This window comes from Gilliamella sp. LMG 34360, assembly GCF_984568995.1.
The window spans coordinates 2,879,548-2,892,724 of the sequence record NZ_OZ474900.1 but is presented as its reverse complement, the minus strand read 5'-3'; the positions used below and the strand labels follow the sequence as shown (position 1 = coordinate 2,892,724).

General features: G+C 36.5%; 10 protein-coding genes and 4 tRNA genes. 12 read left to right on the top strand and 2 right to left on the bottom strand.

Annotated features, from left to right (window positions below):
• Window positions 1-5: 5 nt before the first annotated feature.
• The 7 genes from AC5LW9_RS13005 (at window position 6) to nusG (ending at window position 2,861) form a co-directional block, all read left to right on the top strand.
• Window positions 6-81 (top strand) — tRNA-Thr (locus tag AC5LW9_RS13005).
• Between the two features lie 33 nt (window positions 82-114).
• Window positions 115-199, top strand: a tRNA-Tyr gene (locus AC5LW9_RS13000).
• A 56-nt stretch (window positions 200-255) separates the two neighbouring features.
• A tRNA-Gly gene (locus AC5LW9_RS12995) sits at window positions 256-330 on the top strand.
• 3 nt (window positions 331-333) lie between these two features.
• A tRNA-Thr gene (locus AC5LW9_RS12990) sits at window positions 334-409 on the top strand.
• A 184-nt stretch (window positions 410-593) separates the two neighbouring features.
• Window positions 594-1,778 carry an elongation factor Tu gene (gene tuf, locus AC5LW9_RS12985; protein WP_065737967.1) on the top strand — a complete coding sequence of 395 codons (1,185 nt, stop codon included), beginning with the start codon at window positions 594-596 and terminating at the stop codon, window positions 1,776-1,778.
• A 134-nt stretch (window positions 1,779-1,912) separates the two neighbouring features.
• Window positions 1,913-2,314 (top strand): preprotein translocase subunit SecE, encoded by a 402-nt coding sequence (gene secE, locus AC5LW9_RS12980; protein WP_065738454.1) that lies wholly within the window; start codon window positions 1,913-1,915, stop codon window positions 2,312-2,314.
• 1 nt (window position 2,315) lies between these two features.
• Window positions 2,316-2,861: a transcription termination/antitermination protein NusG gene (nusG, locus tag AC5LW9_RS12975; RefSeq protein WP_065602493.1), complete on the top strand. Its 546-nt coding sequence runs from the start codon at window positions 2,316-2,318 to the stop codon at window positions 2,859-2,861.
• A gap of 120 nt (window positions 2,862-2,981) precedes the next feature.
• Here nusG and AC5LW9_RS12970 read toward each other — a convergent pair whose 3' ends face one another.
• Entirely contained in the window at window positions 2,982-4,925 is a 1,944-nt protein-coding gene (locus AC5LW9_RS12970) for an ABC transporter ATP-binding protein (RefSeq protein WP_493456027.1), read from the bottom strand.
• Window positions 4,926-5,015: 90 nt separating this feature from the next.
• Here AC5LW9_RS12970 and AC5LW9_RS12965 point away from each other — a divergent pair, with 90 nt between their 5' ends.
• Window positions 5,016-6,176, top strand: a complete 1,161-nt coding sequence (locus AC5LW9_RS12965) for a sugar diacid recognition domain-containing protein (protein ID WP_198228693.1) — start codon at window positions 5,016-5,018, stop codon at window positions 6,174-6,176.
• An 88-nt stretch (window positions 6,177-6,264) separates the two neighbouring features.
• On the opposite strand, the gene garD is transcribed toward AC5LW9_RS12965, so the two are convergent.
• A complete protein-coding gene (gene garD / locus AC5LW9_RS12960) occupies window positions 6,265-7,803 on the bottom strand; it encodes a galactarate dehydratase (protein ID WP_493456628.1) in 1,539 nt (512 codons plus the stop codon).
• Window positions 7,804-8,255: 452 nt separating this feature from the next.
• Between garD and AC5LW9_RS12955 the strand changes: the two genes are divergently transcribed.
• The 4 genes from AC5LW9_RS12955 to garL are packed head-to-tail and all read left to right on the top strand — an operon-like array spanning window position 8,256 to window position 13,156.
• Window positions 8,256-9,587: an MFS transporter gene (locus AC5LW9_RS12955; RefSeq protein WP_493456026.1), complete on the top strand. Its 1,332-nt coding sequence runs from the start codon at window positions 8,256-8,258 to the stop codon at window positions 9,585-9,587.
• Window positions 9,588-9,625: 38 nt separating this feature from the next.
• Entirely contained in the window at window positions 9,626-10,963 is a 1,338-nt protein-coding gene (locus AC5LW9_RS12950) for an enolase C-terminal domain-like protein (RefSeq protein ID WP_086308748.1), read from the top strand.
• 39 nt (window positions 10,964-11,002) lie between these two features.
• Window positions 11,003-12,337 carry a glucarate dehydratase gene (gudD, locus tag AC5LW9_RS12945; RefSeq protein ID WP_493456025.1) on the top strand — a complete coding sequence of 445 codons (1,335 nt, stop codon included), beginning with the start codon at window positions 11,003-11,005 and terminating at the stop codon, window positions 12,335-12,337.
• 48 nt (window positions 12,338-12,385) lie between these two features.
• Complete coding sequence (gene garL / locus AC5LW9_RS12940; protein WP_086326262.1) at window positions 12,386-13,156, top strand: 2-dehydro-3-deoxyglucarate aldolase; 771 nt, start codon at window positions 12,386-12,388, stop codon at window positions 13,154-13,156.
• The last annotated feature ends 21 nt before the right edge of the window (window positions 13,157-13,177 follow it).

The following is a 13,177-nucleotide window of genomic DNA, read 5'->3' as shown; positions in this document are numbered from 1 at the left end:
CTTAGGCCGGCTTAGCTCAGTAGGTAGAGCAACTGACTTGTAATCAGTAGGTCGCCAGTTCGATTCCGGCAGCCGGCACCATTTTCCTAAGTAGACAAATTAATAAAGATTCGGGGTGGGGTTCCCGAGCGGCCAAAGGGAGCAGACTGTAAATCTGCCGTGTCACACTTCGAAGGTTCGAATCCTTCCCCCACCACCATTAATCTAATATTAGCAATAGCTAATCGAAGCATTTAGGTAGCCGAGTTTGAACATGCGGGCATCGTATAATGGCTATTACCTCAGCCTTCCAAGCTGATGATGCGGGTTCGATTCCCGCTGCCCGCTCCAATTGCTGATATAGCTCAGTTGGTAGAGCGCACCCTTGGTAAGGGTGAGGTCGGCAGTTCAAATCTGCCTATCAGCACCATTCTTGTTATTCTCCTAAACTTCTAAAAATATCGAATTTGCCTGCTTTAAAGCTTGTCACTATACGGCTTTATCTGTTATTATTCAGAGCTAATTTTAAGTTAGTATTATGTTGATAATTAAATATGATACTTGGTTAATGTGGTGAATAACCACCGATTTGTATTACATTTGAGGGACAATCGATGTCTAAAGAAAAATTTGAACGTACAAAACCCCACGTTAACGTTGGTACAATCGGCCACGTTGACCATGGTAAAACAACTTTAACTGCAGCTATTACTTCTGTACTTTCTAAAAAATACGGCGGTCAAGCTCGTGCATTCGATCAAATCGATAACGCACCAGAAGAAAAAGCTCGTGGTATCACCATCAACACTTCACACGTTGAATACGATACACCAACTCGTCACTACGCACACGTAGACTGCCCGGGTCATGCTGACTATGTTAAAAACATGATCACTGGTGCGGCACAAATGGACGGCGCTATCTTAGTAGTAGCAGCAACAGATGGTCCTATGCCACAAACTCGTGAGCACATTCTTTTAGGTCGTCAAGTAGGTGTTCCTTACATCATCGTATTCTTAAACAAATGCGATATGGTTGATGATGAAGAATTATTAGAATTAGTTGAAATGGAAGTACGTGAACTTCTATCTCAATACGATTTCCCAGGTGATGACACACCAGTAATTCGTGGTTCAGCGCTAAAAGCGTTAGAAGGCGATGCAGAATGGGAAGAAAAAATTGTTGAATTAGCAGAAGCATTAGACAGCTATATTCCAGAACCAGAGCGTGACATTGATAAACCATTCTTATTACCAATCGAAGACGTATTTTCAATCTCAGGTCGTGGTACAGTAGTAACAGGACGTGTAGAGCGCGGTGTAATCAAAGTTGGTGAAGAAGTTGAAATCGTAGGTATCAAACCGACAGCGAAAACAACGTGTACTGGTGTAGAAATGTTCCGTAAATTACTAGACGAAGGCCGTGCAGGTGAAAACGTTGGTGTATTATTACGTGGTACAAAACGTGAAGAAATCGAACGTGGTCAAGTATTAGCAAAACCAGGTTCAATCACTCCACATACAGATTTTGAATCAGAAGTGTATATCCTAAGCAAAGATGAAGGTGGTCGTCATACTCCATTCTTCAAAGGTTACCGTCCACAGTTCTACTTCCGTACAACTGACGTAACAGGTACTATCGAATTACCAGAAGGCGTAGAGATGGTAATGCCAGGTGATAACATCAAAATGACTGTATCATTAATTCACCCAATCGCGATGGCAGACGGTTTACGTTTCGCTATCCGTGAAGGTGGTCGTACTGTTGGTGCTGGTGTTGTTGCTAAGGTTATTAAATAGTTAAATTATTAGCTACCATAGAAAGGGTATCATTTGATGCCCTTTCTTATCTGGTCTGTTTAGCAAAATGTTTTTAGGAAAAGAGCATTTTGGAAAATAGATAATATTATAAATAACATAATCGTAGGTTTTATATGCTAGTAAGTAACGAGAGTCAAGATACAAATACTATTCTAGACAAATTCAAATGGGGTTTAGTTTTAGTATTGATTGCGTTTATTGTTTGGGGCAACTTTTATTTTGCTGGACCTAATGATATATATCAACCTAATACGATCGTTCGGATAATTGCCGTTGTTGTGATTTCTGCATTAACTTTATTTATTGCATTCACAACTGTTAAAGGCAAATCCTTTATATTATTTTTAGAAGAATCAAGAAAAGAATTAAGAAAGGTTGTATGGCCATCTCGTAAAGAAACAGTACAGACAACCTTATTAGTTGCCGCCATCACAGTGGTTGTTGGTTTAGCGCTTTGGGGAATGGATTCTTTATTCCGTTCAGTAGTCTTTTATTTAACATCAATAGGACGTTAATATGAGTGAAACACAACAAAAACGATGGTATGTTATTCAAGCTTATTCTGGTTACGAAGCGCGTGTTGCACAATCATTACGTGAATATATCAAATTACATAATATGGAAGATTCATTCGGTGAAGTACTTGTACCGACTGAAGAAGTCGTTGAGATGAAAAGTGGTCAACGTCGTAAAAGTGAACGTAAATTCTTTCCGGGTTATGTTTTAGTAGAAATGATGATGAATGATGCGACTTGGCATTTGGTTAAAAGTGTACCAAGAACTATGGGTTTCATTGGTGGTACATCCGATAGACCAGCACCTATCAGTCAGCGCGAAGTTGATGCGATAATGAATCGTTTACAACAAGTGGGTGACAAACCTCGTCCTAAAACATTATTTGAACCAGGTGAACTTGTTCGTGTTAATGAAGGACCATTTGCTGACTTTAATGGTGTAGTTGAAGAAGTTGATTATGAAAAAAGCCGTTTAAAAGTATCGGTTTCAATTTTTGGTCGTTCAACACCTGTTGAACTTGATTTTAGCCAAGTAGAAAAAAGCTAAAATTTTTATCAGAATTTATTTATTCTTTTACAAGTAAAAAAAAATCACAGAATTAATTCTGTGATTTTTTTGTTTATCAACCGAGCAATAATATAAGCATCATATTTTATCGTATTGACGCTAATTATCTTTTACTTCAAACTCTTCAAGTTGCTGCTGAACATCTAGCCATTTTAATTCAGTTTCTTCTAACTCGTTTTTCAATTGACTCTGTTTAAGGAGTAACTCAGTTAACTCTGATTTCTTATCGGCTTCATATACAATTGGATCGGCCAATTGTTGTTCAAGTGTTTGTAGTTGACTCGTTAATCGTGCAAGAATTTGTTCTTCTTTCTCAAGCTGTTTTTTCAATGGCTGCATTTGTGCACGTCGCTCTGCTTCTTTACGCTTTTGTTCTTTACGATCTAAAGCCGAAACATTTTGAATAACTTCTTTCTTGATAACCTCTTTTTCGATTTTATCTTCTTGATCTATTGGTTGATTCTCTAATTTTTGTTCGTTAGAAAGCCATTTTTGATAATCTTCAAGATCACCGTCAAAAGGTTCAACTTTATGATCATGCACTAAGTAGAATTCATCAGTTGTCGACCTTAATAAATGACGATCATGCGACACGACTACTAATGCTCCTTCAAATCCGATAAGTGCTTCGGTGAGTGCTTGGCGCATATCTAAATCTAAATGGTTAGTTGGTTCATCTAATAAAAGCAGATTAGGTTTTTGCCATACAATTAAGGCCAAAACAAGCCGAGCTTTTTCACCACCAGAGAAAGTTTTTACCGGCTCTTTAACTTTATCGCCATGAAAATCAAAGCCACCTAAATAATTACGTAACAATTGTTCGGTATTTTTAGGATCAGCAATTCGAGACAGATGCCACAGTGCTGATTCATCAGGACGTAAATATTCCAATTGATGTTGGGCAAAGTAACCGAGTTGAACACCTTGAGCAAGGTTTATATGTCCCTCTTTAGGTGCAAGCTCACCAGCCAGTAATTTAATTAAGGTTGATTTCCCCGCACCATTACGACCTAATAGACCTATGCGTGAACCAGGTACTAAGTTTAGTTTAATCTGCTCCAACACAATTTTTTCGTCATAACCAGCAACAACTTTTTCCATCATTAATAGTGGACTTGGTAAAAATTCCGATTTTTTAAAGCTAAAATGGAAAGGATTATCAACATGAGCAGGAGCAATGAGTTCCATTCTTTCTAACATTTTAATACGGCTTTGAGCTTGTTTAGCTTTGGTTGCTTTAGCTCTAAACCTATCAATGTAACTTTGTAAATGTGCAACTTTAGCTTGTTGATTTTCATAAAGTGCTTGTTGTTGTGCGAGTTTAGCTGAGCGTTGGGTTTCAAACGAAGAATAATTACCGGTATATTCAAATAAACTTTGTTGTTCAATATGTATAATTTTGTTGACCAGCGGATCTAAAAAGTCTCGGTCATGAGAAATTAAAATTAAGGTTCCTTGATAATTGCTTAACCACTTTTCAAGCCATATTACAGCATCTAAATCAAGATGGTTGGTAGGTTCATCGAGTAACAATAAATCAGAACGACACATTAAAGCTTGTGCCAAGTTTAAGCGCATACGCCAACCACCAGAATAGGATTTTACTGGTAGTAATAATTGCTCATTAGAAAATCCCAAACCATGTAATAGTGTTGCAGCTCTTGGACGAATTGTCCATGCATCAATATTGTCAAATTTTTCATGAACCAGCGCAATTTGATGACCATCATCTTGTTGATTGGCTAGTTCTAACTGTTTTTCTAATTGGCGATATTCCCGATCACCATCAATAACATATTCAATAGCGGGTATATCCAATGCAGGGGTTTCTTGATTTACCCAAGCCAGTTGCCATTGGCTAGGAAAAGTCAATGTACCTGCATCCGCTTCGATTTCACCTTTAATAAGTGAAAATAAAGTAGATTTTCCGCTACCATTTTTTCCAACTAATCCGACCTTTTGTTTAGGGTTAATTGTGGCAGAAGCTTTATCTAAAAGTACATTAACACCGCGGCGAACTTGAATGGAATCAAATACTATCATGACTAAGTCACCTATGATTCAATATAAAATGTGTTATGCTAACAAAAAATGATGCTTATGCAAAATTATAATAGGAAATTTAATATGGTAATGAATTCTTATTGCCTGACCCCTAAAATTGCTCAACAGATTGTCGACAGAACCATGAAAATTATTGATTGTAATATCAATGTAATGAATGCTGACGGTTGTATTATTGGCAGTGGTGATTTAGAACGTATTGGGGAATTACATGAAGGCGCAATACTCGCAATATCGCAAAAAAGAGTTGTTTCAATAGACGGAACAATGGTTAAACGTTTGAAAGGCGTTAAACCAGGCATCAATTTACCATTAAAGCTTAATGATCGCATAGTTGGCGTTATTGGTTTAACAGGTGAGCCATCGGATATTAGACAATTTGGTGAATTGGTCTGTATGTCAGCAGAAATGATGATGGAACAAACACAATTATTACAGGAATTATCTTATGATAATCGTTTAAAAGAAGAATTAATTCTAACTCTAATTGAGAAAGAGGTTTTGCCTGAAAGTATGGTGCAATGGGTTAAGCGATTAGATATTAATTTACAGTTACCACGCGTAGTGTGCATGATTGAAGTCGATAGCGGTCAATTGGGTATTGATACTGCAATGAGTGAATTACAACATCTACAAAATCAAGTACAGCATGTGAGCAAGCATAATTTAGTTGCGATTAAATCTATTACTGAATTAGTTATTTTAATTCCGGCCTTAAATCGTTATGGTCGATGGGATCTATCGGAACATAAAAAGAAATTAGAGCAATTAGTCATCACCATAAAAGAATCTACTCACTTAGATATTCGAATTTCATTGGGTAACTATTTTGAACAGCACCCTTATCCGTTAGTTAAATCTTATCAAACCGCTAAAACAACAATGTTAATTGGCAAACAAAGAATGCCGAACATACGTAATTATTATTATCAAGAACTGATTCTTCCTGTTTTATTACATGGCTTAAGTTATGATTGGCAAGCCGAAGAGTTATTATTACCTTTGAAAAAATTAAGGATGGGAGATAACAACGGAGTATTACAAAAAACATTGCAAACGTGGTTTAAAAATAATGTACAAAATGGCGATACGGCCAATGAGCTATTTATTCATCGCAATACTTTAGAATATCGATTAAATAAAATTGCTAAATTAACTGGTTTAAATTTAGCCAAATTCGATGATCGCCTATTATTGTATATTGGTTTACAACTCAATAGAAACGAATAAATTCTAAATACACTTCTTTATCATTTTATGATTAAGGTGTATTTAGAATTATCTTAAATAATATCTTAATATGTATTTTTTAGTTTTTTTACGTTACTGGTGCGGGATTGAAAATAGCCAGTGGATTGTATAATTTCCAATGATCTGACCATGGTTGTTTTCGACTACTTGCTACATCCAAAATCAAATGGAAAAGTCGCCAACCTATATCCTCAATGGTTGCCTTACCTAAAGCAATATCGCCTGCGCTAATATCAATGAGATCGAACCATTGTTCTGCTACAATATTACGGCTAGACATTTTTATGACAGGTACCATGGCTAATCCATACGGGGTTCCACGGCCAGTGGTGAATACTTGTAATGTAATACCTGATGCTACCTGTTGTGCACCACACACAAAATCACTAGCAGGTGTTGCAGCAAAGATTAATCCTTTTTTGGTTGGTCTTTGACCGGGAGATAATACTTCAACAATTGGGCTTGTTCCTGATTTTGCAATAGATCCCATTGCCTTTTCAACTATGTTATTTAAACCACCTTTCTTATTTCCTGGCGTAGTATTGGCACTACGATCAACTTTACCGGCAGCAAGATATTCATCGTACCATTGCATTTCTCGAATTAGTGCTTTACCAACTTCTTCATCGATAGCTCTTGGCGTAAGTAAATGAATTCCATCTCGGACTTCTGTTACTTCAGAAAACATAACTGTTGCACCACATCTCACTAATAAATCAGAAGCAAAGCCGACAGACGGATTTGACGTAACGCCTGAGAATGCATCACTACCACCACATTGCATTCCAACAATTAATTCTGATGCTGGTACCGTTTCTCGTTTACGTTGATTTAAACGTTGTAAATGCTTTTCAGCAACACGCAAAATATGATCAATCATTGCTTTAAAACCATGCTCATCTTGCAAAGTAACAAGGTCATCATTTTCTAATTTAATCGGAATAGTATCATGTGTACCTTTGAGCAATCTTTCTGGCTGTAACTTTTCACATCCCAAACTAATAACCATAATTTCTCCGCCAAAATTAGGATTCTTAGCTAAATTATGAATAGAACGAATTGGCACAATAGCCGCTGGAGCATCAATGGCAACACCGCAACCATATAAATGAGTCAGTGGGACTACAGCATCTACGTTGGGATATTTGGGTAACAAATCACGTTCAATGATTTTGGCAACATATTCAACAACTCCAGAAACACAATTAACACTCATGGTAATACCAAGTATATTACGAGTACCGACGGAACCATCTTTATTACGATAACCTTCAAACGTATAACCTTCTAAAGGTGGTAATGGGGTCACTTTTTTAGTTGCTATTTCTAATTCATGTAATTCAGGAGCCGTGGGCATTTGTGTCACTGCTTCATTTATCCAGCAACCTTGTTTAATATCTGTTTTGGCATAACCAATGATTTCACCATAGCGTATTATGGCTTGACCTTGGTTTATATCATTTAATGCAACCTTATGACCTTGGGGTATATCTTCAATTAACTGTAATCCATTGTCGAAAATCGTCCCTTTAGGTAATCCATTGTTATTGACAACAATCGCAACATTATCAATTTCTTTAATTTTGATAAAGAGAGGTTTGTTAATTTGCTTCTCCATTACTTAACTCCCATTATGCTAATTAACTTTTTATCAATATTTATTAATAGCAACTTAAGTTTTATAACATATTTAATAATCTATTTGTTATATCTTAAATCCTTATAAAATAAATAGCATTGTGCATATCCACAATTATTAGCATATAAATTGGCTAAATATCATAAAAATCACTATAAAAGTAGGTTTATATCACAAAATTAGGCTGTTTTATCAAAATTTTGTGAAGAACGTAACATTGATTTGTGTATTTGCATATAAATAAATGTAATTGTCATCAATATTTTGTAATTTTGCCCAATGAAATTTCATGGTGAACCCTCCATACTTATCTACCATTAGTGGATTACTTAGAAATGTAAAAAGTCTATTTATTTTCTACTTCAGCTAAATCTTTAATATTTAATTATTAACTGAGAGTTATCAGTTAGGAGCTAAACATGGAAATAAACAAAACCAAACAAAAAAGGACCAATGCCAGATGGATGACGGTCGTTTTTTTATTTATAGTCACAGCGATTAACTACGGAGATAGAGCAACATTAGGTATAGCTGGTAAATCAATGTCGGGGGAATTAGGTTTTGATGCCGCTGCAATGGGATGGGTTATGTCATCATTTGGTATTGCATACGTAATCGGGCAATTACCAGGAGGTTGGTTATTGGATAAATTTGGCTCAAAAAGGGTTTATTTTTTTAGTATTTTATTTTGGTCAATTTTTACCTTGTTACAAGGTACCGTACATTTTTTTATAGGTGCTTGGGCACTAGTTATGCTTTTTACTTTCCGATTTTTAATGGGCCTTGCTGAAGCTCCATCATTCCCAGGCAATAGTCGTATTACTGCAGCTTGGTTTCCCGCTAAAGAAAGGGCAACAGCGGTTTCCATTTTTAACTCAGCTCAATATTTTGCAACGGTTATTTTTGCTCCAATTATGGGGTGGCTGACGTATGAATATGGTTGGCAATCAGTATTTTTCTTTATGGGTGGATTGGGTATTTTTGTCAGTATTATTACTTTATTTGTTATTCGCAACCCTAAAAACCATCCTTTAGCCAATCAAGCCGAAGTTGATTATATCGCTGAAGGTGGTGCTTTAGTTGATATGGATCAGAAAAAAGAAAATGGTATGCAAGATGGTCCAAAATTAAGTTATTTATGGCAATTATTGACCAATAGAATGTTGCTTGGTGTTTATTTAGGTCAGTATTGTATCAACTGTTTAACATTTTTCTTTATTACTTGGTTCCCTATTTATTTGGCAACACAACGTGGAATGAATATTAAAGAAGTTGGGTTTGCTGCCGCTGTTCCTGCTATTTGTGGTTTTATTGGTGGAATTAGTGGTGGTGTTATTTCTGATTTCATTATGCGCAAAACAAACTCTTTATCAAAAGCACGTAAAACGCCGATCATTTTAGGTATGTTATTTTCAATGACCATAATCATTTGTAATTACGTTGATTCAATTGGATTCGTTATTTTATTTATGTCAATGGCCTTTTTTGGCAAAGGTGTCGGTGCACTTGGTTGGGCTGTAATGGCTGATACAGCACCAAAAGAAATGAGCGGTCTAGCGGGTGGGTTATTTAATATGTTTGGTAATGCATCAAGTATCATTTCTCCAATTATTATTGGTTATATTGTGGCATGGACAGGTCGCTTTGAATGGGCACTAGTTTTTGTTGCCGGTCACGCATTTGTTGCTGCTTTTAGTTATTTATTTCTTGTTGGTCCAATTAAACGAATGGAATTAAAAAAAGAAGATTAAATATAACTAAATGAATTTATGAAATGGAGAATCGTAATATGAATACCCAATCCGTTCCTATTATTACTTCAATGCAAGTTATTCCTGTTGCCGGTTACGATAGCATGTTAATGAACATTGGTGGGGCACATGGTCCATACTTTACTCGCAATATTGTGATATTGACTGATAGTGCAGGTCATGTCGGTGTTGGTGAAGCTCCAGGAGGTTCAACGATTGAAAATGCATTGAAAGATGCTTGTGCTCATGTTGAAGGTAGACCTATTTCGATTCTGAATCGTATTGTAAATGATATGCATCAAGGCTACTTAGATTCTGATTATGATACTTTTGGTAAAGGTGCATGGACATTTGAACTACGAGTTAATGCCGTTGCAGCTTTAGAGTCTGCACTATTGGATTTAATGGGGCAATTTTTAAATGTACCTGTTGCTGAATTACTCGGTGGTGGAAAACAGAGAGATGAAGTAACTGTTTTGGGCTATTTATTTTATATTGGCGATGATAAGAAAACTGATCTGCCTTATGACCAGCCCATCAAAACAGGACATGAATGGTACAACGTTCGTCGTCGTCAAGCGATGACAGTACAATCGGTATTAGAATTAGCCGAAGTAGCAAAAGATCGTTATGGTTTTAAAGATTTCAAAATGAAAGGTGGTGTATTAGCGGGTGAAACAGAAATTGAAACTGTTATTGAACTAAAAAAACATTTTTCAGATGCACGAATCACCATAGATCCTAATGGCGGTTGGTTATTGGAAGACGCAATACAATTATGTAAAGGACTCAACCATGTATTGACTTATGCTGAAGATCCTTGTGGTGCTGAAAATGGTTATTCAGGACGGGAAGTAATGGCAGAGTTTCGTCGTGCTACAGGTCTATCAACAGCAACGAATATGGTTGCAACAAACTGGCGAGAAATGTGTCACTCAATTATGTTACAAGCTGTTGATATACCCTTAGCTGATCCGCACTTTTGGACTTTAACAGGCGCAAGTCGTGTTGCTCAACTATGCCATGAATGGGGCTTAACTTGGGGGTGTCATTCCAATAATCATTTTGATATCTCTTTAGCGATGTTTAGTCATGTTGGTGCATCAGCCCCCGGTAATCCAACTGCACTTGATACCCATTGGATATGGCAAGAAGGTCAGTCACGATTGACTAAAAACCCATTACAAATCACCAATGGCAAAATTAAATTGCATGATAAACCTGGACTAGGCATTGAATTAGATATGCAACAAATCATGAAAGCCCACGAATTACATAAAAAATTAGCGAATGGTGCACGTAATGATGCTATTGCTATGCAATATTTAATTCCTGGATGGCAGTTTGATCGCAAACGACCTTGTATGGTTCGTTAACACAGAATTAGAGAAATAAAAATTTAAGAGGTTAATTTTATGAGTTTATCAACACCAATTATAACGGAAATGCATGTTTATCCTGTTGCTGGATATGACAGTATGTTACTTAATTTAAGTGGAGCTCATGCGCCGTATTTTACTCGAAATATCGTTATCCTAAAAGATAACTCAGGTAACATCGGTGTCGGCGAAGTTCCATGTGTAGGAACTGTTACTAAAACATTAGAAGATGCTAAATCATTAGTCGTTGGTCAATCTATTGGGCACTATAAAAATATTATGAATCGTGTGCGTTTTCAATTTGCTGATCGTGATGTTGGTGGGCGAGGCAATCAGACATTTGATCAGCGTTCAACAATTCATGTTGTTACTGCTATTGAAGCAGCAATGTTAGATTTATTAGGTAAACATTTAGGTGTCACGGTTGCATCATTACTGGGTGATGGGCAACAACGTGATGAAGTCGAAATGTTGGGATACTTATTTTATATAGGCGATCGTAAGAAGACGGATTTACCTTATCAAAGTCAAGATGATGAAAAATGTGATTGGTATCGCCTACGACATGAAGAAGCATTAACGCCTGAAAAAATTGCGCAGTTAGCTCAAGCAACCTATGAAAAATATGGTTTTCGTGATTTCAAATTGAAAGGTGGCGTTTTATCTGCAGAAGATGAAGCAGAAGCCGTAATTGCAATAAAAAAGAGATTCCCAGAAGCTCGAGTAACACTCGATCCTAATGGTGGATGGCGATTAGATGAAGCAATTCGTATTGGTAAGTATTTAAAAGATACGTTGGCTTATGCAGAAGATCCTTGTGGTGCTGAACAAGGTTATTCAGGGCGAGAAGTCATGGCTGAATTTCGTCGTGCCACTGGTTTACCGACAGCGACTAATATGATTGCAACCGATTGGCGTCAAATGGGACACACATTATCATTACAATCCGTTGATATTCCATTAGCAGATCCTCACTTTTGGACTATGAATGGTTCTGTACGTGTTGCACAAATGTGTCATGAATTTGGTTTAACGTGGGGGTCACACTCTAATAATCATTTTGATATCTCGTTGGCGATGTTCACACACGTTGGCGCAGCTGCACCCGGTAATCCAACAGCACTTGATACCCATTGGATTTGGCAAGAAGGTAACCAACGTTTGACTAAAGAACCATTACAAATCACCAACGGTAAAATTAAAGTTCCAGAAAAACCTGGTTTAGGAATTGAAATTGATATGGATCAGGTGATGAAAGCTCATGAGCTATTTAAAACGATGGGTCTTGGCAACCGTAATGATGCAATGGCTATGCAATATTTAATTTCAGGCTGGCAGTTTGATAGTAAAAAACCATGTTTGGTTAGATAATCAAACTATTATTATCAAAAAATAACGCGATAATCAAAAAGGTAAATTATGAAAAAAATAACCTGCCACAATCAATTTAAACAAGATATGTTAGAACGTAAAAAACTTATTGGTTGTTGGGCTGCTTTAGGAAATCCAATTTCAACTGAAATACTTGGTTTAGCTGGTTTTGATTGGCTGTTACTCGATGGTGAACATGCCATTAATGATGTTATGACATTTGTGCCACAATTAATGGCATTAAAAGATAGCATTAGTGCACCGGTCGTTCGTCCAGCTTCGAATGATCAAGTATTAATTAAACGATTACTTGATATCGGATTTTATAATTTTTTAATCCCTTATATAGAAACGGTAGAGCAAGCTAAACAAGCTGTATCTTATACTCGTTATCCACCGGAAGGTCTAAGAGGCGTTTCAGTCGCTCATCGTAGTAATGCTTTTGGAACAATTCCAGATTATTTCACTAAAATTAATCAAAATATTTGTGTAATGGTACAAATTGAGACTCAACAGGCAGTTGATAATGTTGAAGCAATCACTGCAGTTGAGGGTGTTGATGGTATTTTTGTTGGACCAAGTGATTTATCTGCTTCATTAGGACATTTTGGAAATCCTAAGCATCCTGACGTACAAGCCACAATAAAACATGTTTTTGAGGTAGCTAAAACACAAGGTAAAGCATGTGGCATTTTAGCTCCGATTGAAGCTGATGCTCATCATTATATTGCAATGGGAGCAACATTCGTAGCAGTTGGTAGTGATCTTAGTTTGTTAAGAAACTCAACTCAAACATTAGCAGATAAGTTTTTAAAGTAACTAGTACTAGTTTAATTGTAA

What these genes read in the sequence shown, in the direction of transcription:
- gudD (WP_493456025.1), top strand. Translation starts at nt 11,003, where the DNA reads ATGAGTTTATCAACACCAATTATAACGGAAATGCATGTTTATCCTGTT.
- AC5LW9_RS12955 (WP_493456026.1), top strand. Translation starts at nt 8,256, where the DNA reads ATGGAAATAAACAAAACCAAACAAAAAAGGACCAATGCCAGATGGATG.
- tuf (WP_065737967.1), top strand. Translation starts at nt 594, where the DNA reads ATGTCTAAAGAAAAATTTGAACGTACAAAACCCCACGTTAACGTTGGT.
- AC5LW9_RS12970 (WP_493456027.1), bottom strand. Translation starts at nt 4,925, where the DNA reads ATGATAGTATTTGATTCCATTCAAGTTCGCCGCGGTGTTAATGTACTT.
- AC5LW9_RS12965 (WP_198228693.1), top strand. Translation starts at nt 5,016, where the DNA reads ATGAATTCTTATTGCCTGACCCCTAAAATTGCTCAACAGATTGTCGAC.
- secE (WP_065738454.1), top strand. Translation starts at nt 1,913, where the DNA reads ATGCTAGTAAGTAACGAGAGTCAAGATACAAATACTATTCTAGACAAA.
- nusG (WP_065602493.1), top strand. Translation starts at nt 2,316, where the DNA reads ATGAGTGAAACACAACAAAAACGATGGTATGTTATTCAAGCTTATTCT.
- garL (WP_086326262.1), top strand. Translation starts at nt 12,386, where the DNA reads ATGAAAAAAATAACCTGCCACAATCAATTTAAACAAGATATGTTAGAA.
- AC5LW9_RS12950 (WP_086308748.1), top strand. Translation starts at nt 9,626, where the DNA reads ATGAATACCCAATCCGTTCCTATTATTACTTCAATGCAAGTTATTCCT.